Genomic DNA, 24940 nt, shown 5'->3' on the forward strand with positions numbered 1-24940 from the left:
GCGCCTGTTGTGCTTCAGCAAGCGGGCAACGTGCCGCCCTTGTTCATGGCGTCCACCGTTCCCAGCAGTTGGATCCAGTAGGCTGGCAGCTTGGTCACGGTGCGGACGCTGGTCTCGTCGGTGGTGAACACCAGGCCGGTGTTGGTGCGCGCCTTGTTGGCGTGCTTGAGGCTGTCCTGCATGGCAGTGCAGGTGCTGGCGCTGTGCACCAGCATGGCCTGCGATGTGTTGGCCAGGCTGTACACCCAGGTGTTGGACGACTGTTGCGGATCCAGCGCCTGGAAGGCGGCGGCCGTGCCCTCGAACGTGGTCAGCGCATCGGTCGCGTCGGCATAAGCCTGGTCCGGGTAGATGCCGGGGTTGCCAATCACGACCAACGCGGGCACTCCGGGGTCTCTGGGCTTGCCCTTGATATAGGTGTAAATGGCCTGGTAATGGGCCAGGCGGTTGCTGCCCGAGGCCATTTCGTCGATGAAGAAACCGTCCAGGGTGGGGTACAGCTCCAGGTACTTGTCGATGGTGGCCTTGATGTCGGCTTCCGAACGCGCACCGTTGCCATACAGCGTGGACACATAGGCCACCACCTTGCCATTGGCGGTCTTGAGGCTGGCCATGGCCGTGGCGAGGTCGGTGTTGGCGGTGGTGGTCGAGGTAAGCACCCCGCCGTTGGGGTTCATGATGGCGGTGATCTTCACATCCGGGTAGCTCTTGGCGCCCGACACCAGGGTCGTCCAGGGGGAGTCCTTGGCGGCGCTGAAATAGGCGGGCACCAGCAATTCCAGCGGCTTGCGCACCGGTCGGATGTAGAGCTTGAGGCTTTCGTTGGCCGAATGGGTGGTGCTCGTCACCGTGGCATTGACCACCACCGGGCCGATGACGTTGCTGTTGAGCACCGACGTGGCCGCACCACCCAGGGTGGTGGGCACCGTGGGCGCCAGGCTGGCGCTGATGGAGTTGGTCGTCAGACTCACGGGCGTGCCGTTGGGCGCGGGGTTGCCGTTGATGGTGACGTTGACCTGCAAGGGAATGGCGCTGGCCACGTCATGCACGTTGTTGGCGGCCACCGGGCTGGTAAAGCCCACGGCCAGGGGGCCGGGCTGCACCGGCGGTGGAGGGGTGGGCGTGTCCTCCTTGGCGCCACCGCAACCAACGATCAGGGCGCTGAGTGCCAGAAGGGACAAGGCATGGGGCAGGGGGCGGGGAAGGATGCGGCGCATACGCTCTCCAGGAAGTTCACGGTGGATGGGCAATTGCAAGCCATTGTCCATCCACCCAGCCGCAGGCAAGCCGCCGTTCTGACCGGGAAAAGCCATTTTGTTGCGCGGATTGGACGGCAGGGCCGCGCATACCATCTGGTGCATGCGATCCCCAAGCCTCCTCCTTTGCGTCCTGGCGGCAACGGCGCTGCTGGCAGGCTGCAGCACGCTGGACAAGCCGCGTGCCGACAACTACCCGGCCACGGGCCAGAAGAAGGCGCGTGCCGTGCACCACTGGGACGTGCTGGCAGACGATGTGGCGGCCCGTGTGTCGGAAAAGATCGCGGGCTGGCCTGAGGGCGAGCACCCCATCCACGTGACGGTGGCCGACGGCTCCAGCTTCAACCAGGGTTTTCTCAAGCTCCTGCGCGTGCGCTTGCTCGACCGGGGCGTGACGCTGGCCACCGGCCCCACTGCCGTGGAGCTGGAAGTGCAGACCCAGGTGGTGCAGCACGAAGCGAACGACCCAACCAACCAGATCATCCCCTTGCCCTGGACGATGCTGAGCGCCGGAGTGGGCGTGTGGCGCGACTGGAAAGTGCATTACTACAACCGCCCCTTCCTGCCCGGTGTGGCCACAGCCCTGGGGGTGGGCACCGGCCTGGCCCTGGACATGATGCAGCGCCACAACCAGGGCGCCGCAGCCGGTGGCCCCACACGCACCGAGGTGCTCATCACCACCACGCTCAAGACGCCAGACCGTTTGCTGACAGGGACCGCAGACATGTACTACATCGAACGCGAGGACGCCGTGCTCTACCAGCCGCCCGCCCCTGTGGCGCCCCCGGCGCCGGTCAAGACCTGGCGGGTGGTAACACCATGAAGCGCCGCGCCTCACTGCTCGCCCTGTTGGCCCTGGCTGCCGCCATGCCGGGCTGCGCGCACTATTACTACTACGGCGAGCGCGGCGGGCCTGCAGTGCGGTCCGATGTGCTGCAAACCAATTACGAAGCTGCAGACCGCCTGTTGCAGACCGCACCGCTGGACCCGCGCCGCAGCGTGATCGTGGCCACGCTGGTCAGCGTGGACCACCTGGGCGAATCGTCCCGCCTGGGGCGCATGTTCTCGGAACAGATCGCCTCGCGCTTCGTGCAGCGCGGCGTGCCGGTGGCCGAGGTGCGCCTGCGCGAGCAATTGGCCCTGCAACCGGGGCAAGGGGAGTTGCTGCTGTCGCGCGAACTGCGCGAGGTCAGCCAGAACCACGACGCCCAGGCCGTGGTCGTGGGCACCTATGCAGTGTCAGGCGCCATGGTCTATGTGAGCCTCAAGCTGGTCAGCCCCCAGGGCAACCAGGTGGTGGCCGCCACCGACTATGCGCTGCCGGTGGACGACAACCTGCGGGGCTTGCTCCGGGGGCGTTGAGTAAGCTATAAAATTTGTAGCTATTGGCGCTTTACTGATCAGAGGTATGGGCGTTTTTAATGCTCAATGCAGCATCAGCGCGCCCGCGTTCTTGCTCTTGCCAGCGCGTGCGGGTGGGTTGCACAGCCCGCAGGTGTAGTGTCGGTTTTCGTACAGCTCGGTGACGAACAGGCCGCCGCATTGCGCGCACTTTGTGCGCTGAAGCATGCCCGCATCGACAAACTTGACCAGCCGCCATGCGCGTGTGAAGGACAGCAGGGGTTCGACCTGGGCGGTCGCGATCTGTTCGGTGTACAGGCGGTAGGCCTTGGTGAGCTGGTCCACCGGGTCCAGGTCCATGCCCTTGGCCAGGTACTCGTAGATGTTGAGGAACAGCGAGGAGTGGATGTTCTCCTGCCAGGTGAGGAACCAGTCGGTGGAGAACGGCAGTTGGCCCTTGGAGGGGGACTTGCCCGCAATCTCCTTGTACAGGCGGATCAGCCGTTCATACGACAGCGTGGTTTCCGATTCGAGCACCTGCATGCGTGCGCCCATCTGGATCAGCATGGCGGCGCGCTCGATCTGGCGCGACTCATTGAGCACGCTCTTGACGGGGGCGGCCGTCTTGGTGGTCTTCTTGTCGGCGGCGGGACGGGTGAGGGTGGCGGTCGTCATGGCGGGGCTCCAGGCGGTGTGCGGTGTGTCGCGGTTCAAAGCACTTCAGAAACGCGGCTGGCCATCAGGATGTTGGCGTGCAGCGTGTTGGTTGCTTCGTTGCCCACCTTGCTGGGAGCGTGGTTGGTCAGCAGGCTCCAGACCAGGTTGTCGTCCACGCGGAAGCTGCAAAGAAGCGTGTTTCTGGACGCCAGTTTCATCAGTTGCGCGGCCGACAGCGATGCCAAAATGTCGGCAGCGTCTTCGTTCAGGCCCAGTCGGAACACGGCCTCTGCCTTGTCCTGGCGGATCAGGGTCTGGGCCAGCATCAGGTAGGTGAGGTTGGCTTCGCGGATTTCGGCCAGCAGTTGATCGTTAGACATGGGGCAGTTCCTTTCCATTCGCGGGATTCGCGCTGTGTCTGCCTCATGCAGCGTTTCGCGATCCGTTGAAATGGATTGTGAATTTGGCCCAATCAAAAATTAAGTCGGGAAGCGGCTGTGCCGCACGTCAGGCAGTGCGGTGGGTCTTGTAGGAATTTGCCTGACAAGGCGTGTCGGCATCTGCTGCCGATTGCTACGTATTTTGTAGCCCTTCAGCCGCGTTCCACCGGACGTTGCGGGTCACTGCACCACTCGCTCCAGCTCCCGGCGTACAGCGCGGCGCGGCCCAGGCCTGCAAGCTCCATTGCCAGCACGTTGGGGTTGGCCGTGACGCCGCTGCCGCAGTGGAGCACCACGGTGGCAGGGTCGCGCCCATCCAGCAAGGCCAGAAACTCGGTGCGCAACTGCGCCGGGGCCTTGAAGCGCCCATCCGGCCCGAAGTTGTCGGTGAATGGGCGGTTGAGCGCGCCCGGAATGTGCCCGGCCACCGGGTCCAGCGGCTCCACCTCGCCGCGGTAGCGCGCAGGGGCGCGGGCGTCGATGATGGTCTGGCCCGCAGTGCCCAGGCCTTGCAGCACCTGCGCAGTGGTGGCCAGCGGGCGCAGCGCTGCACTGGGCTGAAAGACCCCAGGGGTGCGCGTGGCCTGCGGGCCTTGTTCGAGGGCGCCACCGGCCTGCGTCCAGGCCTGCATGCCGCCGTCGAGCACGGCCACGGCCTCGTGGCCCAGCCACTGCAGCATCCACCACAGGCGGCCGCAAAAGGCGCTGCCGTTGCGGTCATAAACCACGGCCTGCATGCCTGCGGCAAAGCCTTGTTGGGCCAGCCAGGCGGCAAAGGTTTCGCGTGTGGGCAGCGGGTGGCGTCCGCCCGAGACGCGCTCGCCGTGGGCCGGTGCGGACAGGTGTTCGTCCAGGTGCGCGTACACGGCGCCAGGGATATGGCCTTGCAGGAATTGTTGCGCGCCTGAGGCGGGGTCAGCCAGATCGAAGCTGCAGTCGAACACCATGCAGGGGGTGCCGCAGTCCAGCAGCGATTGCAGTTCAGGAGCGGAAATCAAAAGCGAATAAGGCATGACGGCTTGGGGAGTGTGACGAGGGTGTTGCGGGGCGCAACCATGGGCGGATTTTGGCAGGCTCATGCAGGGTTGCGTGTACTGCGGGCGCGCAGCACCGTGGCCAGAATGCCGCTGCCCACGATCAAGGCCATGCCCAGCCAGCCCAGCGTGGGGATGTGGTCGTCAAACAGCAGCACGCTGTAGAGCGCCGCGAACACGATGCCCGAATACTGCAGGCTGGCCACCACCAGGGTGCCCTTGGCGGAGCGGGCTCTGCCGTAGGCGCGCGTCATGCACAACTGCCCTAGCGCGGCCAGCACGCCAATGGGCAACAGCCACAGTCCGTGCCAGCCGGGCCAGGGCGAGTACCCGATGAGCAGTGAGACCGCGCCCCCGGCCAGCGCAGAGCCCAGGGCAAAATAGAACACGGTGCGCGACTCGGGTTCGCCCATGCGCGACAAATGGGTGACCTGCAGGTAGGCCATCGCCGCTGTCAGCCCCGACAGCAGGCCCAGCGCACCGCCCCACAGTTGCTGTGGTGTTTGCTCGATGCTGGGGCGCAGCATCAACACCACCCCGGCAAACCCGACCATTACGGTGAGCACCAAAGGCAGTTGCAGGGACGGGCGCTGACCCTGGGCGGCCTGGCGCCAGGCCCACAGACTGCCTGCCACCAGAAGGGCAGCGATCCACACGCTGCTCATGTAGTTGAGTGTCACGGCCGTGGCCAGTGGCAGTTGGGTGATGGCATAAAACCAGGTGCCCAGCGAGACCACGCCCACCAAGCTGCGCCAGGCGTGCTTGCCGGGGTGGGCGGTGGCCAGGGTGGCACCTTGCGAGCGTGCCAGAACCCACAGCAGCACCATGCCGATGATGCCGCGCCAGAAGATCATCTCGGCCGGGTGGAAGTAGGCCGAACCCAGCTTGACGCACACGCCCATGCTTGCAAACAGGAGCGCGGCCAGCACCATCCAGAGGGCATGCATGGGGTGTGTCGGGTGGATTCGTCAAAGAATTGGCCCGCAGCGCCCGTAGGGCGGGCGCTGTGTGCTACTTGAATGGTAGCAAAGAAAACCGCCAGCGGCGTGTCGCGCTGGCTACAAGCTTCATTGATCCGAGCGCCACCCCTTCCATCAGGGCGCCCGCACAAGGGCCGCCCCGCAGCGCCTCAGCGGGGTGTCAGCTCCATTTTTCTGCGGTACCACTCATGGAAGTGCTGCATGCCGTCTTCCATGGGGCTCTGGTAGGGGCCGACCTCGTTGTCGCCGCGCGCCAGCAGGGCCTTGCGGCCTGCGTCCATGCGTTCGCCGATCTCGTCGTCCTCGATGCAGGTTTCCATGTAGGCGGCCTGCTGGGCCTCGACGAATTCGCGCTCGAAGGCGACGATTTCCTCGGGGTAATAGAACTCCACCATGTTCAGCGTCTTGGTGGGGCTCAGCGGTTGCAGCGTGGACACCGTGAGCACATGCGGATACCACTCCACCATGATGTGGGGGAAGTAGGTCAGCCAGATGGCGCCGCGCTCGGGCAGCTTGCCTTCGCGGTAGCGCAGCAGCACCTCATGCCACTTCTTGTACACGTCGGAGCCAGGCTTGCCGAAGGTGGTGGCCACGCCCACGGTCTGCACCGAGAACTCCTCGTGGAATTCCCATTTCAGATCGTCGCAGGTCACGAAATTGCCCAGCCCGGGGTGGAAGGGGCCGACGTGGTAATCCTCCAGATAGACCTCGATGAAGGTCTTCCAGTTGTAGTTGCACTCATGCAGTTCCACGCGGTCCAGTGCGTAGCCGTCGAACGACAGTTCCGCACGTGGGCCCAGGCCTGCCAGGTCGGCGTCGATGTCGCGGCCGTTGTCCTCGAACAGCATGCCGTTCCACTCACGCAGCGGGTAGTTGCTGAGGTTGAGGCAGGGGTCGTTGGCAAAATGCGGCGCGCCCAGCAAGGTGCCGCTGGGGCTGTAGGTCCAGCGGTGGATGGGGCACACGATGTTGCCGCCCGCGCTGCCCTTTTGCTGTTGCTGCAAGGAGCCGCGCCCTTGCAGCATGATGGCCTGGCGGTGGCGGCAGATATTGGAGACCAGCTCCACCTTGTCGGGTGCAGTGCGCACCAGCGCGCGGCCTCCCAGTTCCTGGGGCAGTACGTGGTAGTCCCCCACTTCGGGAACGCTGCGGCTGTGGCCCACGTAGCGCGGCCCGTGCTGGAACAGCACCTGCAGCTCACGCTGGAAGAGCTGTTCATCGAAATAGCTGGAGACGGGTAGCTGGCTGTGGGCCTGCTGCAGTCGAAGACTTAAATCAGACATGGGTGACCTGACCAAATCAAGCGCCGGGGCGCAGACACAAAAAAAGAAACCTGCATGGCGCAGGTTGAAACAGTAAGGGATTATAGGCAGTAGGGGTATAGGTGTCTGGATTCCCGCACCCCGTCTGCGTGATTGTCCGATTGCGGGGGCTGTGGGCAGGTGCTGGGCGTGGGTCGTAGAATTCGGCGTTTTCACTCAGCGCTTGCGCGCTGCCTTGCCCCCATGCCCAAGAAACCCGCCGCCGAACCCGCCAGCTACGAGCAGGCGCTGGAAGAACTGGAGCAACTGGTCGGCCGCATCGAGTCGGGCCAAATGCCTCTGGACCAGCTGCTCGCGGGCTACCAGCGTGGCGCGGATCTGCTGGCTTATTGCCGAGGCAAGCTGGAGGCCGTGCAGAACCAGATCCAGGTGCTGGACAACGGCGTGCTGCAACCGTGGACGCAGGACTGATGGACACTTTTGATTTCGCATCGTGGAGCCAGGCCTGCCTGCTTCGCGTGGAGCAGGCCCTGTCGGACGGGGTGGGTGTGGGCGCCCCGGCGGGCCTGGGCGAGGCCATGCGCTACGCCGTGCTCGACGGCGGCAAGCGGCTGCGCCCGTTGTTGGTGCTGGCAGCCCGCCAGGCCGTGGCCGCTGGCGATGGTAAGGCCAGCGCCAGCGCCGGGTTTGACGAAGCCGCGCTGCGCGCAGCCTGCGCGGTGGAGCTGATCCATGCCTACTCGCTTGTGCACGACGACATGCCCTGCATGGACAACGACGTGCTGCGCCGAGGCAAGCCCACAGTGCATGTGCAGTTCGGGCAGGCGCAGGCCTTGCTGGCGGGCGATGCACTGCAGGCCTTGGCGTTTGAGCTGCTGGCGCCCGAGGGCGCGGCCGTGCCCGAGCCGGTGCAGGCGCGCCTGTGCCGGCTGCTGGCGCGGGCCGCAGGCGCCCAGGGCATGGCCGGTGGCCAGGCCATCGACCTGGCCCACGTGGGCTGCGGCATGACCGAAGACGCCTTGCGCCACATGCACCGCCTCAAGACGGGCGCCCTGTTGCAGGCCAGTGTGTTGATGGGCGCACACTGCGGCAATGCGGCACCCGCCGCACTGCAGGCGCTGGCCGACTACGGTGCGGCGCTGGGTCTGGCCTTTCAGGTCGTGGACGACATCCTCGACGTGACGCAAGACTCGGCCACCCTGGGCAAGACGGCGGGCAAGGACGCCGAGCAGGGCAAGCCCACCTACGTATCCCTGCTGGGGCTGGAGCGCGCCCAGGCCTATGCCAGCGAGCTGCTGGTCCAGGCGATGGCGGCACTGGATGCCGCCGCGTTGCCCGATACGCGGGCGTTGGCGGCGCTGGCCCAAATGGTGGTGAACCGATCGCACTGACAGTATTTCAAAGGAAATATGCTGCTGGCGCAATAAATACAAGCGCAAGTAGCTATCAAAATAATAGCAATGTCCACGACCACCTATCCTCTGCTTTCGCTGGTGAATGACCCGGCCGACCTGCGCCGCCTCTCGCGGCCAGAGCTCAAGACGCTGGCGACGGAGTTGCGCGCCTTCTTGCTCGACAGCGTGTCCAAGACCGGCGGACACCTCAGCTCCAACCTGGGCACGGTGGAGCTGACCGTGGCCTTGCACCATGTGTTCAACACGCCCTACGACCGTCTGGTGTGGGACGTGGGTCACCAGACCTATCCGCACAAGATCCTCACCGGTCGGCGTGACCGCATGTCCACGCTGCGCCAGCTTGGGGGGCTCTCGGGCTTTCCCCAGCGCGCAGAGAGCGAATACGACACCTTTGGCACGGCCCACTCCAGCACCAGCATCTCGGCCGCGCTGGGCATGGCGCTGGCGGCGCAGCGCAAGGGCGAGCAGCGCCAGGTGGTGGCCATCATCGGCGACGGAGCCATGACCGCAGGCATGGCGTTCGAGGCGCTCAACAACGCGGGCGTGGCCGATTGCAACCTGCTCGTCATCCTCAACGACAACGACATGAGCATCAGCCCCCCGGTGGGCGCGCTCAACCGCTACCTGGCCCAGCTCATGAGCGGCCAGTTCTACGCTGCGGCCAAGAACGTGGGCAAGACCGTGCTCAAGAATGCACCGCCCCTGTTCGAGCTGGCCAAGCGCCTGGAGCAGCAGGCCAAGGGCATGGTGGTGCCCGCTACGCTGTTCGAGAAGTTCGGCTTCAATTACATCGGGCCCATCGACGGGCACGACCTTGATTCGCTCATCCCCACGCTGGAAAACATCAAGAGCCTGCAAGGCCCGCAGTTCCTGCATGTGGTCACCAAGAAGGGCCAGGGCTACAAGCTGGCCGAGGCCGACCCCGTGGCCTACCACGGCCCCGGCAAGTTTGACCCCCGCGTGGGCCTGACGCAGCCCGCCACGCCACCCAAGCAGACCTTCACCCAGGTGTTTGGTCAGTGGCTGTGCGACATGGCGGCACACGACAGCCGCCTGGTGGGCATCACGCCCGCCATGCGCGAGGGCTCGGGCATGGTCGAGTTCCACCAGCGCTTCCCCGAGCGCTACTACGACGTGGGCATTGCCGAACAACATGCCGTCACGTTCGCCGCCGGCATGGCCTGCGAAGGCGCCAAGCCCGTGGTGGCCATCTACTCCACCTTTCTGCAGCGTGGCTACGACCAAATGATCCACGACGTGGCGCTGCAAAACCTGCCCGTGGTGTTTGCCCTGGACCGCGCGGGCCTGGTGGGCGCAGACGGCGCCACGCACGCTGGCGCGTACGACATCCCCTTTGTCCGCTGCATTCCCAACATGGCGCTGGCCTGCCCGGCCGATGAGCGTGAGTGCCGCCAACTGCTCAGCACCGCCTATGCCCAGAACCACCCCGTGGCCGTGCGCTACCCGCGTGGTGCGGGGGTGGGCGTGGCGCCGCTGGCAGGGCTGGATGCGCTGCCCTACGGCAAGGGCGAAATCCGCCGCACGCGCCAGGCGGCCGCAGACGGCAAGACGCCGCGCATTGCCATCCTGGCCTTTGGCACGCTGCTGTACCCTGCGCTGGAGGCCGCACAGGCCCTGGATGCCACGGTGGTGAACATGCGCTGGGCCAAGCCGCTGGACGAGGCCCTGCTGCTCGAAGTGGCCCAGAATCACGACGCTCTGGTCACGGTGGAGGAGGGCGCCCTGATGGGCGGAGCAGGCAGTGCCGTGCTGGAAGCCTTGCACGCACATGGCGTGCAGCGCCCGGTGCTGTGCCTGGGTCTGCCCGATGTGTTCATCGAGCACGGCGACCCCGCGCGCCTGCTGGCGCTGCAGGGGCTGGATGCCGCGGGCATCCAGCGCTCCATCGAAGCGCGGTTCCTGTCCACATCAGCAAGCTGACGCGTCTGCGTGATGCTTGCAGAAGCCTGAACGCCCGCCTGCGCGCGGGCGTTTTTGCGGGGAAACCCTCACGGGATTGACGGGGGTGGTTCCTACAATGGCCACGGCTTCCACAAGTCCATGGCCTGCCGCGTGATAGCAATGTGGTGTGGCGCGTGTTGTGCAACATACCTTCGGAGAAAACCATATGGATCGTCGTTCACTCATCCAGCGTGCTGGTATTGCTGGCGTGCTCGCAGCTGGCGTGGCACCTGCTGTGCATGCCCAGGCCGCCATTCGCTGGCGCCTTGCTTCCAGCTTCCCCAAATCGCTGGACACCATCTATGGCGGCGCCGATGTGTTTGCCAAGGCGGTCAAAGCCATGTCGGGTGGCAAGTTTGAAATTTCGGTGCATGCGGGCGGCGAGCTGATGCCTCCGTTCGGCGTGCTCGATGGCGTGCAAAGCGGCACGGTCGAGATGTGTCACACAGTGCCGTACTACTTCTACGGCAAGAACCCTGCCTTTGCTCTGGGTTCGGCCATTCCCTTCGGCTTCAACGCGCGCCAGATGAATGCCTGGATGATGCATGGCAATGGCCGCAAGCTGATGAACGAGTTCTACGCCAACTTCAACGCCATCAGCTTTGCCGGTGGCAATACCGGCACCCAGATGGGTGGCTGGTACCGCAAGGAAATCAAGAGCCCTGCCGACTTCAAGGGCTTGAAGATGCGCCTGGGCGGTGGTCTGGTGGGCGAGGTCATGCAAAAGCTGGGCGCCGTGCCCCAGAGCATTCCTGGCGGCGAAATCTACCAATCGTTGGAAAAGGGCACGCTGGACGCCTGCGAATGGGTGGGTCCGTACGACGACCAGAAGCTGGGCTTCAACAAGGTGGCACCGTTCTACTACTACCCCGGTTGGTGGGAAGGCGGCCCGGAGGTGGATCTGTTCGTCAACAACAAGGCCTTTGACAGCCTGTCGGCGGAAAACAAGGCCATCATCGAGGCAGCATCGGCCCTGGCCCACAACGACATGTTGTCCAAGTACGACTCCCTGAACCCCGGTGCGCTCAAGCAGTTGGTGGCTGCCAAGACCAAGGTGCTGCCCTTCCCGCAAGCGGTGCTGGAGGCGTCGTTCAAGGCATCGATGGAGGTGTTCGAAGAGAACAACGCCAAGAGCCCCGAGTGGAAGAAGATCTACGCCGACATGCGCAACTTCCAGCGTGACCAGATCCTCTGGTTCCGTTTTGCGGAATCGCGCTTTGACACCTTCATGTCGTCCAAGAAGCTCTGATCCTTGGAGACAGCGGCTGAGGGAGCTTACGTTCCTCAGCTTCTCACAGCCCGCCTGGCACCCGCCACGCGGGCTTTTTGCTGGGCAAGTTAGAATGCAGGCCATCGTTGACCCTTCCACAAGAGCGAGAAAGGCACCCTGGTTATGACACCGCGAACTCGTTGGAGCCCTTCCACCTGCCGTTGAGGCGGGCTGTTCGCGCCTGTTCGTGAGACCTTTCTTACCCTTGCACAGCGCGGACGTCCTCCGCGCTTTTTTGTTTTTTGGGGGTACGGAGACACCGCCCCCCAGTTGACCGATTCGAAAGACACCCATGATCCAAATCACGCTTCCCGATGGCTCCCTGCGCGAGTTTCCCGGCCCCGTCACTGTGGCCGAGGTGGCCGCTTCGATCGGCACGGGTTTGGCCAAGGCCGCGCTGGCGGGCAAAATCGGCGACAAGGTGGTGGACACGAGCTACACCATTGCCCAGAACAGCCCGCTGGCCATTGTCACGGCCAAGGACGCTGAAGGCCTGGAAGTGATTCGCCACTCCACGGCCCACTTGCTGGCCTATGCGGTCAAGGAGCTGTTTCCCGATGCCCAGGTCACGATCGGCCCCGTCATCGAAAACGGGTTTTACTACGACTTCTCGTACAAGCGTCCCTTCACCCCCGAAGACTTGGCCGCCATCGAAAAGCGCATGGCCGAACTGGCCGCCAAAGACGAGCCTGTGGTGCGCCGCGTGCTGCCACGCGACGAGGCCGTGGCTTACTTCAAGGGCCTGGGCGAGCACTACAAGGCCGAGATCATTGCCAGCATTCCCAGCAACGAGGACGTGAGCCTGTACCGCGAAGGCGCCTTCGAAGACCTGTGCCGGGGCCCCCACGTGCCCAGCACGGGCAAGCTCAAATTCTTCAAGCTCATGAAGGTGGCCGGCGCCTACTGGCGCGGCGACCACCGCAACGAGATGCTGCAGCGCGTCTATGGCACGGCCTGGGCCACCAAGGACGAACTGCAGCAGTACCTCACCATGCTGGAAGAGGCCGAGAAGCGCGACCACCGCAAGCTCGGCCGTGAATTGGACCTGTTTCACATCGACGAACACTCGCCTGGCACCGTGTTCTGGCACCCCAAGGGCTGGACGCTGTGGCAGGAAGTGGAGCAGTACATGCGTCGCGTGTACCGCGAGAACGGCTACCAGGAGGTCAAGGGTCCGCAGATCCTGGACAAGACCCTGTGGGAAAAGACGGGGCACTGGGACAAATACCGCGACAACATGTTCACGACCGAGAGTGAGAAGCGCGACTACGCCCTCAAGCCGATGAACTGCCCGGGCCACATCCTGATCTTCAAGCAGGGCATCAAGAGCTACCGCGACCTGCCGCTGCGCTACGGCGAGTTTGGCCAGTGCCACCGCAACGAACCTACGGGCGGCCTGCACGGCATCATGCGCGTGCGTGGCTTCACGCAGGACGATGGCCACATCTTCTGTACCGAAGAGCACATCCTGGGTGAATGCACGGCGTACACGACGCTGCTGCAGAAGGTTTACAAGGACTTCGGCTTCGAGAGCATCATCTACAAGGTAGCCACGCGCCCCGAGGCGCGCATCGGCTCCGACGAGAGCTGGGACAAGGCCGAGCATGCGCTGATGGAAAGCCTGCGTGCTTCCGGCTGCGCGTTCGAGATCGCGCCGGGCGATGGCGCCTTCTACGGCCCCAAGATCGAATACACCCTCAAGGACGCCATCGGCCGCCAGTGGCAGTGCGGCACCATGCAGGTGGATTTCTCCATGCCCGAGCGACTGGACGCCGAATACGTGGGCGAGGATGGAGCCCGCCACCGCCCTGTGATGCTGCACCGCGCCATCGTCGGCAGCCTGGAGCGCTTCATCGGCATCCTGATCGAACAGCATGCCGGTGCCCTGCCAGCCTGGCTGGCGCCGGTGCAGGTGGCGGTGCTCAACATCACCGATGCGCAGGCAGACTACTGTCGCGAAATTGCCCAAAAAATCGAGAAAGCAGTGCCCCAGAATCCGCTGCGCGTGGCCCTCGATCTGCGTAACGAAAAGATTACGTATAAAATACGGGAGCATTCCATGCAGAAACTGCCCTTCATTGTGGTCGCTGGCGACAAAGAACGGGCATCTGGAGCCGTCGCAGTGCGTGCCCGGGGCAACAAGGACTTGGGCGTCATGCCAGTCGATGCATTCATCGAACTCATCGTCCAGGCCGTTGCATCCAAAGCCTGACCGGAATTGAGCCCGTAAGCCGTGTGCTTGCGGGTTTTTCCTGTGCCGCTGCGTTTTGTCGTGTTTTTGATCAAGGGTGAAAGCCATAGCTACTGAATTTCGTGACCGTCGCCAGCGTGAAGAGCGCAAGCACCGCCTGAACCGCGAGATCACCGCGCCCGAAGTGCGCCTGTCCGGGCCGGAGAACGAGCCCATCGGAGTGGTCAGCCTCATGGAGGCGCTGCGCATGGCGGGCGACCTGGATGTCGATCTGGTCGAAATTGCCGCAACGGCCAATCCGCCGGTGTGCAGGCTCATGGACTATGGCAAGTTCAAGTACCAGGAGCAAAAGCGCGCGGCTGAAGCCAAGGCCAAGCAAACGGTCATTGAAATCAAGGAAGTGAAGTTCCGTCCGGGCACCGACGATGGCGACTACAACATCAAGTTGCGCAACATCCGCCGGTTCCTTGCTGAAGGGGACAAGTGCAAGATCACGCTGCGCTTCCGTGGCCGTGAGATCACGCACCAGGAACTGGGTCTGGCGCTGCTCAACCGTTTGCGCGACGACCTGGCCGACACCATCCTGGTGGAGCAGTTCCCCAAGCTCGAAGGCCGCCAGATGATCATGATGATTGCCCCGGCGCGCAAGAAGGCAGGCGCCAAGTCTGCGACCGAGGCGGCAGGAAGTGCAGAGCAGGTGGGCTGAGTAGCCCGCCGAGAATCGAATCTGGCGACGGTGGCAGCAATGCCGGTGTCGCCAAGATCCGCAGCGGAAGACGCTGCGGCCCTGGCGGGCGAAAGCCCGCCATGAAAAGTGGCTCGGGGCCAACAAGTTTGCAAGCAGGTTTGCAAACGCCTCACGAGCACAAAAAAGAGGAGCATTCACATGCCCAAAATGAAGACCAAGAGCAGCGCCAAAAAGCGCTTCCGCGTTCGTCCGGGTGGTACCGTCAAGCGCGGTCAAGCCTTCAAGCGTCACATCCTGACCAAGAAGACCACCAAGAACAAGCGCCAACTGCGTGGTATCACTGCCGTTCATGAGACCAACATGGGTCACATGGCACAGATGCTGCCCTTCGCTGGCCTGTAATCAACTGACGAACAAGGAGTACTCACATGCCTCGCGTCAAACGTGGTGTAACGGCCCATGCCCGTCACAAGAAGGTTCTGGCCCTTGCCAAGGGTTTTCGCGGTCGCCGCGGTAATGTCTTCCGTGTCGCCAAACAGGCGGTAATGAAGGCTGGGCAATATGCCTACCGTGACCGCCGTGCCAAGAAGCGCGTGTTCCGCCGCCTCTGGATTGCCCGTATCAACGCCGGTGTGCGTGAACTGGGTCTGACATACAGCCAGTTCGCCAACGGCCTGAAGAAGGCTGCCATCGAGATCGACCGCAAGATGCTGGCCGACCTCGCAGTGCACGACAAGGCTGCCTTCGGCAGCATCGTGGAGCAGGTCAAGGCCAAGCTGGCTGCCTGAGTTCCCGGCGAGCAACTATCATTTTGATAGCTGCTAGCGCACAAACTACAAGGGCTAGGGCTTTGAAAGGCACTAGCCCTTGTTTCTTTTTTGAAGTACGCATATGAACGAGTTGGACTTGCTGGTCGAAAGTGCGCGTGAGCAGTTTGCGCACAGTGCCACACCCGCCGATCTGGAAAACGCCAAGGCCCAGTTTCTGGGCAAGGCCGGTCGCGTGACCGAGCTGATGAAGGGCATGGCCCAGCTTTCCGTCGAAGAGAAAAAGACGCGCGGGGCTGCCATCAACCTGGCCAAGCAAGCCATCGAAGCGGCGCTCAACGAGCGCCGCCAGGCGCTGCAGGATGCCCAGTTGCAGGCCCAGCTCAAGGCCGAGGCGCTCGACGTCACTCTGCCGGGGCGCCAGCGCGGCGCGGGCGGGCTGCACCCGGTGTCGCTGACGCTGGAGCGCATCCAGGGCATTTTCGGGTCCATGGGTTTCGATGTGGCCGAAGGCCCCGAGATCGAGACCGACTGGTTCAACTTCACGGCCCTCAACACGCCCGAGGACCATCCTGCACGGTCGATGCACGACACCTTCTACATCGAAGGCGGCACACCCGGTGCGCCCAACCTGCTGCGCACCCACACCAGCCCGGTGCAGGTGCGCCATGCGGTGCAGCATGTCAAGCAGCACCGTGCCTTGCTCGACGCAGGCCAGTCCATGCCCGAGATCCGCGTGATCGTGCCGGGCCGCACCTACCGCGTGGACAGCGACGCCACGCACTCGCCCATGTTCCACCAGTGCGAAGGCCTGTGGATTGGCGAGAACGTCAGCTTCAAGGACCTGAAGGTCGTGTTCACCGCGTTCTGCCGCACCTTCTTCGAGAGTGACGACCTGGTGCTGCGATTCCGCCCCAGCTTCTTCCCGTTCACCGAGCCCAGTGCCGAAATTGATATCCAGTTCCAGGACGGCCCGCTCGCCGGCCGCTGGCTGGAGGTGGCGGGTTCGGGCCAGGTGCATCCCAATGTGGTGCGCAACATGGGGCTGGACCCCGAGCGCTACATCGGCTTTGCCTTCGGCATGGGGTTGGATCGCTTCACCATGCTGCGCTATGGCGTGAACGATTTGCGCCTGTTCTTCGACGGCGACATCCGTTTCCTGTCGCAGTTCCAGTAATGCAAAAAGGTGAGCTTCCAGCGCACGCCCATACTGGGTTTCAGGCTGTTTTCATGCTGAAAACCAATCCTGAAAAGCGCCAGCAGCTCTCTTTTTAAGAGCACGCCAAAGAAGTCTGACTATGCAATTTCCTGAATCCTGGTTGCGCGAGTTCTGCAACCCGCCGCTTTCCACCCAAGAACTGGCCGACGCCCTGACCATGGCGGGGCTGGAGGTCGAAGAACTGCAGCCCGTCGCGCCCCCGTTCACCAAGATCGTGGTGGGCGAGATCAAGGACGCCCAGCAGCACCCCAACGCCGACCGCCTGCGCGTGTGCCAGGTGGACGTGGGTCAGGGCGAGCTGCTCAACATCGTTTGCGGCGCGCCCAATGCGCGCGTGGGCATCCGCGTGCCCTGCGCCCTGGTGGGCGCCGAACTGCCGCCCGGCGAGGACGGCAAGCCCTTCCTCATCAAGGTCGGCAAGCTGCGCGGCGTGGAGAGCCAGGGCATGCTGTGCTCGGCGCGCGAGCTCAAGCTCTCCGAAGACCACGGCGGTCTGCTGGAGCTGCCGCTCGACGCCCCGCTGGGCCAGGACATTCGCCAGTACCTGAACCTGGACGACACGCTGTTCACGCTCAAGCTCACGCCCAACCTGGCGCACTGTTTGAGCGTCTATGGCGTGGCGCGTGAGGTGGCGGCCCTGACTGGCACGCCGCTCAAGACGCCCGCCTTCCCCACGGTGGCCGTGGCGCTGGACGACACGTTGCCCGTGAAGATAAGCGCCCCCGACCTGTGCGGGCGTTTTTCCGGCCGCATCGTGCGCAACGTCAACACGCAGGCCAAGACCCCGCAGTGGATGGTGGACCGCCTGGCGCGCTGCGGCCAGCGCAGTGTGACCGCGCTGGTGGACATCTCCAACTACGTGATGTTCGAGCTGGGCCGCCCCTCGCACATCTTCGACCTCGACAAGATCCACGGCGGCCTGGATGTGCGCTGGGGCAAGGCGGGTGAACAGCTCAAGCTGCTCAACGGCAACACCGTCGAAGTGGACGAGAAGGTCGGCGTGATCGCCGACGACCACCAGGTCGAGTCGCTCGCCGGCATCATGGGCGGCGACGCGACGGCTGTGTCCGACGACACGCGCCACATCTACGTCGAGGCCGCGTTCTGGTGGCCCAAGGCGATCGCCGGCCGCTCGCGCCGCTATAACTTCTCCACCGACGCCGGCCACCGTTTCGAGCGTGGTGTGGACCCGCAGCTCACCGTGGAGCACATTGAGCGCATCACCCAGCTCGTCATCGAGATCTGCGGCACGCCTGAGACTGCCTGCGGTCCGGTGGTGGACCAGCAGGTGGCCATGCCCCAGCCACAGCCGGTGACGCTGCGCGTGGCGCGCGCGGCCAAGGTCATCGGCATGCCGCTGACCCAGGCGCAGTGCTTTGACGCGCTGCAGGGCCTGGGCCTGCCGGTCACGCTGGGCGAGGGCACGGTCACCGTGGCGCCCCCCTCGTACCGCTTCGACCTCGCCATTGAGGAAGACCTGATCGAGGAAGTGGCCCGCATGGTGGGCTACAACCACCTGCCCACCACGCCGCCGCTGGCGCCCATCACGCCCAAGCTGCAGCTGGAAAGCCAGCGCAGCCCGTTTGCGGTGCGCCGCATGCTGGCCGGGCTGGGCTACCAGGAGACCATCAACTTCTCCTTTGTGGAGGAGCGCTGGGAGCGTGAACTGGCCGGCAATGCAGACCCGATCCGCCTGCTCAACCCCATTGCCAGTCAGATGAGCGTGATGCGCTCCAGCCTGCTGGGGTCGTTGCTGCAGGTGCTGAAGTTCAACACCGATCGGCGTGCCGAGCGCGTGCGCGTGTTCGAACTGGGCCGGGTATTTTTGCGCGATGCCTCGGTGGCCAACACCGACACCACCGTCCAGGGCTATCACCAACCCATGCGTGTGGCCGGGCTGGCCTATGGTGGCGTGGATTTGCTGCAATGGGGGCGCAAAGAGCATGCGGTGGATTTCTTTGACGTGAAAGGCGATGTCGAGGCACTGCTGGCGCCGTTGAGTGCACGCTTCGAGCCTGCCGAGCATCCGGCCATGCACCCTGGGCGCTGTGCCCGCGTGTGCCTGGGCGAGCGGGTCATCGGCCATGTGGGCGAGCTGCATCCCCGCTGGCGCCAGGCCTGGGAGCTGCCCCAGGCGCCCGTGCTGTTCGAGCTGGAGCTCGATGCCGTGCTCCAGCGCCCGGTGCCCCGTTTCGCCCCCGTACCCAAGCACCAGATGGTGGAGCGCGACCTGGCTGTGGTGGTGGCGGAAGCCGTCACGCATGGCGCTATCATGGGCGCGATCCGGGCGGCACTGCCTACCGAGTTGCTGCGCGATGCCGTGCTGTTTGATGTCTTCCGTCCGCAACAGGGCAAGGGCGTGCAGGTCGGATCGGCCGGGCTGGAGCTGGGTGAGAAGAGCCTGGCGGTGCGCCTGACCCTGGGCGGCCATGCGCCGCTGACCGAAGCGGACATCGATGCGGCTGTGCAGGCCGTGTTGGCTCAACTCAAGGCCCAGGTGGGTGCAAGGTTGCGTGGATGATGCTGGAACGGAGCAACGAGGTGATCGAATTTGCCGTCGAAAGTCTGGAAACGCCCGCGCTGACCAAGGCGCAGTTGGCGGACTTGCTGTTTGAGCACATTGGCTTGAACAAGCGCGAGTCCAAGGACATGATCGATGCCTTTTTCGACCTGATCGCCCAAAGCCTGGTGGATGGGCAGGACGTCAAGCTCTCAGGTTTTGGCAATTTCCAGATCCGCACCAAGGCACCGCGCCCAGGCCGCAACCCGCGCACGGGCGAAACCATTCCCATTGGAGCGCGCCGGGTGGTCACGTTCCACGCCAGCAGCAAACTCAAGGAACAAATCCAAGGCACTGTGGACTGATGTGCTCCGGGCTGCCGCGACTGTGGTTCATTCGCCGCAGTGCGGTGGCGTGTTGCCAAGGTCTGAGGTACGCTAGATGGTTTGGCATCGGCATGGTCGCTGCTGCCAGCCTTTTGTGGCTTTGTCCAACCATGGGTACTGTGCTCCCCTCTATTCCAGCCAAGCGCTACTTCACCATTGGTGAGGTGGCCGAGCTGTGCGGCGTCAAGCCCCATGTGCTTCGCTACTGGGAGCAGGAATTCACGCAGTTGCGGCCCATGAAGCGGCGTGGCAACCGGCGTTACTACCAGCACCATGAGGTGCTGATGATTCGCCGCATTCGCGACCTGCTGTATGACCAGGGCTTCACCATCAGCGGTGCGCGCAACAAGCTGCAGGAAATGCTTCATGCGCAGCGCAGCACCACGACCACCGATGCAGACATGGACGGCGGTGTCCCGCAGGATGAGTCTTGGGCCAGTGCGGTGCAGCCTTCTTCGGCGCTGGCGCTGCACGACATGGCTGCCGTGCGCAAGGAGCTTATTGAAATTCGGCAGATGCTTTCGATTGATGGCTGAAAACTGGTATATAATCTAAGTCTTGTCGGCGTGTAGCGCAGCCTGGTAGCGCACTTGCATGGGGTGCAAGGGGTCGCGAGTTCGAATCCCGCCACGCCGACCATTTTTCACCGAAGACAACGGGTTACAGTAGAAATGCTGTAGCCCGTTTCTTTTTTGTGTCCCTGGATTTGCGCGGTGCGCACTTCCAGTGCGCTTATCGGAGTTTGCCATGGACAAACATTACCTGACCCCTCTGTTTGCACCACAGACAGTGGCCGTTTTTGCCGGCCGTGACGAGGACGAGGGATTGCAGCATCCCCAGGCCAAGGCCTTGCACGAGGCGCTGCGCGCTCAGCGCTTCACCGGGCGACTGGTGTTTCTGGACATCCACACGTCTGGCACGCTGGCCGATTTGGCGCAGAGCAGAGCCGATCTCGCCATCATTGCACTTCCCCACGAAGACATTCGCACCGCACTGGAAGTCGCGGGCCGCATGGGGTGCCGTTCCGTGATGGTGATTTCCAGCGGCATTGGTGCCGACCTGGCTGCGCAGTTGCGCGAAATTGCCGAGAACGAGGGCATGTTTCTGCTGGGTCCCAACTGCATGGGCCTGCAGCGACCTGCCTTGCAGCTCAACGCCAGTGTGGCGGGGCCGCTGGCGCGCGCGGGCTCATTGGCGCTGGTGTCGCAATCGGGTGCGTTGACGGCATCCATCCTGGATTGGGCACGCAACAATGCGGTGGGCTTTTCCTCCGTGGTGTCGGTGGGCCCGAACACAGCGATTGACATCGCCCAAGTATTGGATTTTCTGGCTTCCGACCCGCAGACGCACAGCATCGTGGTGTACCTGGAGGGCATCTCCAACGCACGCCGCTTCATGAGCGCCCTGCGCTCTGCGGCCAATGCCAAGCCCGTGGTGGTGCTCAAGGCCGGGCGCAAGCCTGCCGGCAACGAGGCCGCGCAAACCCACAGCGGCGTCATCGTGGGCAGCGACGATGTGTTCGACTCCGCGTTGCGCAGGGCGGGTGCCGTACGGGTGCGCTCTTTCGTCGCACTGTTCTCTGCCGCCAAGTGTCTTGCGTCGCGCTACCGCCCGGTGGGCAAACGTCTGGCCATCGTGACCAACGGGGGCGGGCCTGGCGTGCTGGCTGCCGATTGGGTCAACGAAATTCTGCTGGACCTGGGGCGCCTGTCGCCCGAGAGCGTGGCAGCACTCAAGCCCCAGTTGCCTGCACTGGCATCCCTGGCCGATCTCATCGATCTGTCCGAGGAGGCCACCCCTGAGCACTACCGCCTGGCCATTGACGCTGCATCGCGCGATAGGCAGATTGATGGGGTGTTGGTCATCCATTCGCCCAAGTACGGTGTTGATCCGGCCGAAATTGCACGTGCTGTGGCCGATGTCAAACGCCAGATGAGCAAGCCGCTCCTGTCGTGCTGGATGGGCGACGCCACGGTGGTTCCTGCCCGTGGCGTGCTGCTGGAAGCCTCCATTCCCAATTTCCGCACGCCCGAAGCTGCTGTGGGCGCTTTCGGCAACATTGCATCGTTCCACCAGAACCAGCAACTGCTGCAACAAACACCGCCGCCGTTGTCGGCCATGGCGCGGCCCGACATTGAGGGTGCGCGCCTGCTGATTGAAAGCGTGCTGGCCGAGCGCCGCAAGGTGCTTACCGAGATGGAATCCAAGACGTTGCTGGCGGCGTTCCACATCCCGGTCACGCGCACCATCCTGGCGCGCTCTGCGCATGAGGCCATGATGATTGCCACGCAAATGGGCTTTCCGGTGGCGCTGAAGATCGATTCGCCCGACATCCTGCACAAATCGGATGTGCAGGGCGTGGCGCTGAACATCATGAACGGCGCCAGCGCCCGTGACACCTATACCGACATGGTGCAACGCGTGGCTCGGCTACAGCCCCATGCGCGCATCAACGGGGTGACGGTGCAGAACATGGCGCCCACCCGGCGTGGCCGCGAGGTGTGCATTGGTCTGGTCACCGACGATCCGTTCGGCCCGGTGATCTCCTTCGGTGCGGGGGGCACGATGATCGAGCTGATCAACGACCGTGCCATGGAATTGCCACCGCTGAACCAGTTCCTGGCGCGCAGCCTGATCCAGCGCTCGCGCGTTGCCGAAACCCTGGGTGAATGGCGCGGTTCGCGGGCCGTGGACCTGGAGGCGCTGGAGCAGGTGTTGCTGCGCGTGTCTGAAATGGTGTGCGAGTTGCCGCAGCTGCGCGAGATGGATATCAACCCCATCATCGTGGACGAATCGGGTGCGGTGGCGGTGGACGCGCGCATTGTGGTGGACCATGCTCCCCAGGTGGCGGGCGGGGCGTCCAGTCGCTACAACCATCTGGCCATCCTGCCGTACCCGGCACGCTACGAGCAGATCTGGCCGCTGCGCGGTGGAGGTGAATACACCGTGCGTCCCGTGCGCCCGGATGATGCCCAGATGCTGCAGGAGCTGGTGCAGAACCTCTCGCCCGAGAGCCGCTACTTCCGCTTTGTTTCGACCATGGCCAAGTTGCCGCCTGCCATGCTGGCGCGCTTCACGCTCATCGACTACGACCGCGAAATGGCATTGGTCGCGGTGGTCAAGAACCGCCAGGTGGATGACGATGGAATGGTGCACGAGACCGAGCGCATCGTCGGTGTCGCACGCTACGTGACCAACCCCGACCTCACCAGCTGCGAGTTCGCGCTGGTGGTGGCTGACGACTTCAGCGGCAAGGGCATGGGCTCGCGGCTCATGCTGAGCATCATGGATGTGGCGCGCGACAAGGGCCTGGCAACGATCGAGGGCCTGGTGCTGGCCAACAACCCGGACATGCTCAAACTGATGCGCAACCTGGGCTTCTCGATCAAGGCCTACCCGGACGATCCGGAGTTCAAGCTCGTGACGCACGCGCTGTGACCAGCGCGTGCGGTCAGGGTGCCTCTCTGGTCTATCAGTGTGGCATCTGGATGGCTTTCCAGCCTGCATGGTCAAAGTACTTGCCATAGGCGTTCACCGCCTGGGCTACCTTGACCACGCCTGAGGCGCGCTTCTTGTCGCCTTGTTTGCCCTGGGCGATTTCCATGCCCTCGCTCATGTCTGCCACGATGATGTGGAGTTGAGCGTCGGCCTTGGGATCGAGCTTGCAGTTTTCCACGATGTAGGCGATCTGTGCAGACACGGTTTGGCCAAACGCGTCATAGTCCGAGGCCTTGGCCTTGCCGGAATGGGCTGCCGGCAAGGTCTGCGACACCGACGCGTGGATGGTTGTCATGCCCTGGCGCAGTGCGTCGTCAGTGCTCCATTTCTTGCCTGCATTGAGCTCCAGTTTGTGGGGGGCGGCTTTCCCATGGTCATGTGCGTCGGCAGCGAATGCGCCCAAGGGTGCTGCGAGAGCCATGGCAAGAAGCAGGGGCAGGGTGGGTTTCATCAGGTGCTCCGAAAGAGGTTGAACGAAGGAGGTGCGCCACGCGGCGCGACCTTGCCTTCTTCAACGAACCTCGGAGCCAAATGTTCCAAGCTTTTGTGCAGGCGCTTGGATATCACTCGCGATGCAGCAATTCTTCCTCGGAGGATTCCTGCGCATAGCGACGCAGCAGCAGTTCCATCAAACGGACACGCTGCGCTTCGTTGAGCAGTGCGCGCTCGGCCAGCAGTTGGGCAATCACGCGCTGTTGCTGTTCGGCCTGCAAGCGTGCGATGGCGGCTTGCTCGGCGTCGATCGCCTGCCGGTCAGGGGCAGCGGCGAAGATGTGGCGCACCAGTGCTTCCCGGTGCTTGCGGATGGCGTTCCAGTTGGCCGAGACTTCGGTGAGAAAGCCGGGCTCCAATTGCTGCCAGTGCTGCCGTTGTTCGCCGGTCAGTTCCAGGTAGTCCTGCAGATTCACAGGGGCCTCGTGGGCGGCCGCAGGCGGATCTGCGGGAGGTGGTTGACGCAAGACCAGCGCTGCCACGACGCCCAGATTCAGCGCGAGCGAAATGGCCAACAGAGAACGTGTCCAAGTGGCGTGGTTCATGGCATTCCTTTCGAAAGTCGGCAGATCTCGCTGACCGTGCAGAGACCGCCAGGGGGAACCGGATCAAAAACGCGCACCGAGACAGAGGGCCGCGCCACGACGGCCGATCCACCACCGACCAGCAGTCCTCCGAGCCATATGCCCGAGGCCAATGCCATGCCTGTTGCGAGACCGGCGGGCAACCAGCGGATCCAGTCTCCAGCCTGCATGTGCCAGGGCCTGCGCCGGTTGGGCGCCGGGCGTGACAAGCGCTCTTCCAGGTGGCGGGCCACGTCAAATCCCAGCGGGGGGGATGGCAATGTGCGCAGCCCCTGCCGCAAGGCCACGAAGCCGTCGAGCTTTTGCTGGCAATGCACGCAGGTCTGCAGATGGAGCGCGATGGCGCGCTGCTCCGAGGCCTCCAGGATGCCGTCGGAATAGGCGGAAAGTTCTTCTGTGCAAGGGCAGGTCATGGTGGTGTCTCCGGTCAGGGCGGCATATGCTCCAAAAGTCCAGCGCGCGCGCGTGCCAGGCGCGATTTCACGGTGCCCAGATGGATGCCGAGCACTGCGGCAATGTCCTCATAGCCCAGGTCTTCGATCTCCCGGAGCAGCAAAATTTCCCGGTGCTCGGCCGGAAGCCTGGCCAGGGCCCGCTCCAAGGCGTGCAGGCGTTGCGTGGTCTGCAAGGCGGCCTCAGGGGTGGGGCCGGCATCCTGAATGCCCGATGCCTGCTCTTCTTCCAGCGTCACGAATTCGACGCGCCGGGATCGGCGCAACTGATCAAAGGCCAGGTTGCGGGCGATCTGGAACAACCAGGTGGAAAAGCGCGCCTGCGGGCGCCAGCGGCCCAACGCCTGGTAGGCGTTGAGGAAGGTCTCCTGCGTCAAATCCAGCGCGTCGTCCGGCGATCGCGTCAGCCGTGCGAGAAAGCGGTAGATGCGGTCCTGATGGCGCGACACCAGCTCTGAAAACGCCAGCACATCGCCCCGCTGGGCACGGGCGATGCACTCGCTTTCATCAAGATGGCGGCAGGATTTCATGGTGAACGACCATGTC

The 24940-nt window shown here is 63.9% G+C and carries 25 protein-coding genes and 1 tRNA gene; 16 read left to right on the forward strand and 10 right to left on the reverse strand.

What is annotated here, in order from left to right; translation table 11 throughout:
• Positions 1–14: 14 nt before the first annotated feature.
• Complete coding sequence (locus GWK50_RS04990; protein ID WP_162015586.1) at positions 15–1217, reverse strand: spherulation-specific family 4 protein; 1203 nt, start codon at positions 1215–1217, stop codon at positions 15–17.
• A 142-nt stretch (positions 1218–1359) separates the two neighbouring features.
• Here GWK50_RS04990 and GWK50_RS04995 point away from each other — a divergent pair, with 142 nt between their 5' ends.
• Complete coding sequence (locus GWK50_RS04995; protein ID WP_162015587.1) at positions 1360–2079, forward strand: hypothetical protein; 720 nt, start codon at positions 1360–1362, stop codon at positions 2077–2079.
• Positions 2076–2618 carry a FlgO family outer membrane protein gene (locus tag GWK50_RS05000; protein ID WP_162015588.1) on the forward strand — a complete coding sequence of 181 codons (543 nt, stop codon included), beginning with the start codon at positions 2076–2078 and terminating at the stop codon, positions 2616–2618. The genes GWK50_RS04995 and GWK50_RS05000 overlap by 4 nt, the downstream gene beginning before the upstream one ends.
• A 63-nt stretch (positions 2619–2681) precedes the next feature.
• Here GWK50_RS05000 and flhC read toward each other — a convergent pair whose 3' ends face one another.
• The 5 genes from flhC to GWK50_RS05025 form a co-directional block, all read right to left on the reverse strand.
• The gene (gene flhC / locus GWK50_RS05005; RefSeq protein WP_162015589.1) at positions 2682–3272 is read right to left on the reverse strand and encodes a flagellar transcriptional regulator FlhC; all 591 of its coding nucleotides are present in this window, start codon (positions 3270–3272) and stop codon (positions 2682–2684) included.
• 35 nt (positions 3273–3307) lie between these two features.
• Positions 3308–3634 (reverse strand): flagellar transcriptional regulator FlhD, encoded by a 327-nt coding sequence (gene flhD, locus GWK50_RS05010; RefSeq protein ID WP_162015590.1) that lies wholly within the window; start codon positions 3632–3634, stop codon positions 3308–3310.
• Positions 3635–3846: 212 nt separating this feature from the next.
• On the reverse strand, positions 3847–4707 hold the full coding sequence (locus tag GWK50_RS05015) for a sulfurtransferase (protein WP_162015591.1): 861 nt from the start codon (positions 4705–4707) through the stop codon (positions 3847–3849).
• Positions 4708–4769: 62 nt separating this feature from the next.
• On the reverse strand, positions 4770–5675 hold the full coding sequence (locus GWK50_RS05020; RefSeq protein WP_162015592.1) for a DMT family transporter: 906 nt from the start codon (positions 5673–5675) through the stop codon (positions 4770–4772).
• A 182-nt stretch (positions 5676–5857) separates the two neighbouring features.
• Positions 5858–6991: an aromatic ring-hydroxylating dioxygenase subunit alpha gene (locus tag GWK50_RS05025; RefSeq protein ID WP_162015593.1), complete on the reverse strand. Its 1134-nt coding sequence runs from the start codon at positions 6989–6991 to the stop codon at positions 5858–5860.
• Between the two features lie 222 nt (positions 6992–7213).
• Here GWK50_RS05025 and xseB point away from each other — a divergent pair, with 222 nt between their 5' ends.
• The 14 genes from xseB (at position 7214) to GWK50_RS05095 (ending at position 22806) form a co-directional block, all read left to right on the forward strand.
• Positions 7214–7441: an exodeoxyribonuclease VII small subunit gene (gene xseB, locus GWK50_RS05030; protein ID WP_162015594.1), complete on the forward strand. Its 228-nt coding sequence runs from the start codon at positions 7214–7216 to the stop codon at positions 7439–7441.
• Positions 7441–8361: a polyprenyl synthetase family protein gene (locus GWK50_RS05035; RefSeq protein WP_162015595.1), complete on the forward strand. Its 921-nt coding sequence runs from the start codon at positions 7441–7443 to the stop codon at positions 8359–8361. The genes xseB and GWK50_RS05035 overlap by 1 nt, the downstream gene beginning before the upstream one ends.
• A 69-nt stretch (positions 8362–8430) precedes the next feature.
• A complete protein-coding gene (gene dxs / locus GWK50_RS05040; protein ID WP_162015596.1) occupies positions 8431–10326 on the forward strand; it encodes a 1-deoxy-D-xylulose-5-phosphate synthase in 1896 nt (631 codons plus the stop codon).
• 187 nt (positions 10327–10513) lie between these two features.
• Positions 10514–11596 (forward strand): TRAP transporter substrate-binding protein DctP, encoded by a 1083-nt coding sequence (locus GWK50_RS05045; RefSeq protein WP_162015597.1) that lies wholly within the window; start codon positions 10514–10516, stop codon positions 11594–11596.
• 313 nt (positions 11597–11909) lie between these two features.
• The gene (gene thrS, locus GWK50_RS05050) at positions 11910–13829 is read left to right on the forward strand and encodes a threonine--tRNA ligase (protein ID WP_162015598.1); all 1920 of its coding nucleotides are present in this window, start codon (positions 11910–11912) and stop codon (positions 13827–13829) included.
• Between the two features lie 76 nt (positions 13830–13905).
• Positions 13906–14514 (forward strand): translation initiation factor IF-3, encoded by a 609-nt coding sequence (gene infC, locus GWK50_RS05055; RefSeq protein WP_162015599.1) that lies wholly within the window; start codon positions 13906–13908, stop codon positions 14512–14514.
• 180 nt (positions 14515–14694) lie between these two features.
• On the forward strand, positions 14695–14898 hold the full coding sequence (gene rpmI / locus GWK50_RS05060) for a 50S ribosomal protein L35 (RefSeq protein ID WP_162015600.1): 204 nt from the start codon (positions 14695–14697) through the stop codon (positions 14896–14898).
• A 26-nt stretch (positions 14899–14924) separates the two neighbouring features.
• The gene (gene rplT / locus GWK50_RS05065) at positions 14925–15284 is read left to right on the forward strand and encodes a 50S ribosomal protein L20 (protein ID WP_162015601.1); all 360 of its coding nucleotides are present in this window, start codon (positions 14925–14927) and stop codon (positions 15282–15284) included.
• Positions 15285–15387: 103 nt separating this feature from the next.
• On the forward strand, positions 15388–16440 hold the full coding sequence (pheS, locus tag GWK50_RS05070) for a phenylalanine--tRNA ligase subunit alpha (protein ID WP_162015602.1): 1053 nt from the start codon (positions 15388–15390) through the stop codon (positions 16438–16440).
• Between the two features lie 121 nt (positions 16441–16561).
• On the forward strand, positions 16562–19003 hold the full coding sequence (gene pheT, locus GWK50_RS05075) for a phenylalanine--tRNA ligase subunit beta (protein WP_162015603.1): 2442 nt from the start codon (positions 16562–16564) through the stop codon (positions 19001–19003).
• Positions 19000–19347 carry an integration host factor subunit alpha gene (locus GWK50_RS05080; RefSeq protein WP_162015604.1) on the forward strand — a complete coding sequence of 116 codons (348 nt, stop codon included), beginning with the start codon at positions 19000–19002 and terminating at the stop codon, positions 19345–19347. Before pheT ends, GWK50_RS05080 begins: the two co-directional genes overlap by 4 nt.
• A 131-nt stretch (positions 19348–19478) precedes the next feature.
• Positions 19479–19904, forward strand: coding sequence for a MerR family transcriptional regulator (locus GWK50_RS05085; RefSeq protein ID WP_162015605.1), 426 nt, complete (start codon positions 19479–19481; stop codon positions 19902–19904).
• Between the two features lie 26 nt (positions 19905–19930).
• Positions 19931–20007: transfer RNA gene (locus tag GWK50_RS05090), tRNA-Pro, on the forward strand.
• Between the two features lie 108 nt (positions 20008–20115).
• A complete protein-coding gene (locus GWK50_RS05095; RefSeq protein ID WP_162015606.1) occupies positions 20116–22806 on the forward strand; it encodes a bifunctional acetate--CoA ligase family protein/GNAT family N-acetyltransferase in 2691 nt (896 codons plus the stop codon).
• Positions 22807–22840: 34 nt separating this feature from the next.
• Here GWK50_RS05095 and GWK50_RS05100 read toward each other — a convergent pair whose 3' ends face one another.
• The 4 genes from GWK50_RS05100 to GWK50_RS05115 all read right to left on the reverse strand — a co-directional run bounded on the left by GWK50_RS05100 (position 22841) and on the right by GWK50_RS05115 (position 24924).
• A complete protein-coding gene (locus GWK50_RS05100; RefSeq protein ID WP_162015607.1) occupies positions 22841–23317 on the reverse strand; it encodes a hypothetical protein in 477 nt (158 codons plus the stop codon).
• Between the two features lie 112 nt (positions 23318–23429).
• Complete coding sequence (locus GWK50_RS05105) at positions 23430–23903, reverse strand: periplasmic heavy metal sensor (protein WP_162015608.1); 474 nt, start codon at positions 23901–23903, stop codon at positions 23430–23432.
• Positions 23900–24355, reverse strand: coding sequence for a zf-HC2 domain-containing protein (locus tag GWK50_RS05110; RefSeq protein ID WP_162015609.1), 456 nt, complete (start codon positions 24353–24355; stop codon positions 23900–23902). Before GWK50_RS05110 ends, GWK50_RS05105 begins: the two co-directional genes overlap by 4 nt.
• Before the next feature lie 14 nt (positions 24356–24369).
• On the reverse strand, positions 24370–24924 hold the full coding sequence (locus GWK50_RS05115; protein ID WP_162015610.1) for a sigma-70 family RNA polymerase sigma factor: 555 nt from the start codon (positions 24922–24924) through the stop codon (positions 24370–24372).
• Positions 24925–24940: the final 16 nt, after the last annotated feature.

The organism is Acidovorax sp. 210-6 (genome assembly GCF_010020825.1).
Classification (GTDB): Bacteria; Pseudomonadota; Gammaproteobacteria; order Burkholderiales; family Burkholderiaceae_C; genus Simplicispira; species Simplicispira sedimenti.

Bases quoted from the DNA above. Each gene is read 5' to 3' on its own strand.
- rplT (WP_162015601.1), top strand. From the start codon at position 14,925: ATGCCTCGCGTCAAACGTGGTGTAACGGCCCATGCCCGTCACAAGAAG.
- GWK50_RS04995 (WP_162015587.1), top strand. From the start codon at position 1,360: ATGCGATCCCCAAGCCTCCTCCTTTGCGTCCTGGCGGCAACGGCGCTG.
- GWK50_RS04990 (WP_162015586.1), bottom strand. From the start codon at position 1,217: ATGCGCCGCATCCTTCCCCGCCCCCTGCCCCATGCCTTGTCCCTTCTG.
- GWK50_RS05020 (WP_162015592.1), bottom strand. From the start codon at position 5,675: ATGCATGCCCTCTGGATGGTGCTGGCCGCGCTCCTGTTTGCAAGCATG.
- GWK50_RS05115 (WP_162015610.1), bottom strand. From the start codon at position 24,924: ATGAAATCCTGCCGCCATCTTGATGAAAGCGAGTGCATCGCCCGTGCC.
- GWK50_RS05035 (WP_162015595.1), top strand. From the start codon at position 7,441: ATGGACACTTTTGATTTCGCATCGTGGAGCCAGGCCTGCCTGCTTCGC.
- GWK50_RS05100 (WP_162015607.1), bottom strand. From the start codon at position 23,317: ATGAAACCCACCCTGCCCCTGCTTCTTGCCATGGCTCTCGCAGCACCC.
- pheT (WP_162015603.1), top strand. From the start codon at position 16,562: ATGCAATTTCCTGAATCCTGGTTGCGCGAGTTCTGCAACCCGCCGCTT.
- GWK50_RS05000 (WP_162015588.1), top strand. From the start codon at position 2,076: ATGAAGCGCCGCGCCTCACTGCTCGCCCTGTTGGCCCTGGCTGCCGCC.
- GWK50_RS05045 (WP_162015597.1), top strand. From the start codon at position 10,514: ATGGATCGTCGTTCACTCATCCAGCGTGCTGGTATTGCTGGCGTGCTC.
- GWK50_RS05080 (WP_162015604.1), top strand. From the start codon at position 19,000: ATGATGCTGGAACGGAGCAACGAGGTGATCGAATTTGCCGTCGAAAGT.
- rpmI (WP_162015600.1), top strand. From the start codon at position 14,695: ATGCCCAAAATGAAGACCAAGAGCAGCGCCAAAAAGCGCTTCCGCGTT.
- GWK50_RS05085 (WP_162015605.1), top strand. From the start codon at position 19,479: ATGGGTACTGTGCTCCCCTCTATTCCAGCCAAGCGCTACTTCACCATT.
- GWK50_RS05095 (WP_162015606.1), top strand. From the start codon at position 20,116: ATGGACAAACATTACCTGACCCCTCTGTTTGCACCACAGACAGTGGCC.
- pheS (WP_162015602.1), top strand. From the start codon at position 15,388: ATGAACGAGTTGGACTTGCTGGTCGAAAGTGCGCGTGAGCAGTTTGCG.
- GWK50_RS05105 (WP_162015608.1), bottom strand. From the start codon at position 23,903: ATGAACCACGCCACTTGGACACGTTCTCTGTTGGCCATTTCGCTCGCG.
- GWK50_RS05025 (WP_162015593.1), bottom strand. From the start codon at position 6,991: ATGTCTGATTTAAGTCTTCGACTGCAGCAGGCCCACAGCCAGCTACCC.
- thrS (WP_162015598.1), top strand. From the start codon at position 11,910: ATGATCCAAATCACGCTTCCCGATGGCTCCCTGCGCGAGTTTCCCGGC.
- GWK50_RS05015 (WP_162015591.1), bottom strand. From the start codon at position 4,707: ATGCCTTATTCGCTTTTGATTTCCGCTCCTGAACTGCAATCGCTGCTG.
- flhD (WP_162015590.1), bottom strand. From the start codon at position 3,634: ATGTCTAACGATCAACTGCTGGCCGAAATCCGCGAAGCCAACCTCACC.
- flhC (WP_162015589.1), bottom strand. From the start codon at position 3,272: ATGACGACCGCCACCCTCACCCGTCCCGCCGCCGACAAGAAGACCACC.
- dxs (WP_162015596.1), top strand. From the start codon at position 8,431: ATGTCCACGACCACCTATCCTCTGCTTTCGCTGGTGAATGACCCGGCC.
- GWK50_RS05110 (WP_162015609.1), bottom strand. From the start codon at position 24,355: ATGACCTGCCCTTGCACAGAAGAACTTTCCGCCTATTCCGACGGCATC.
- xseB (WP_162015594.1), top strand. From the start codon at position 7,214: ATGCCCAAGAAACCCGCCGCCGAACCCGCCAGCTACGAGCAGGCGCTG.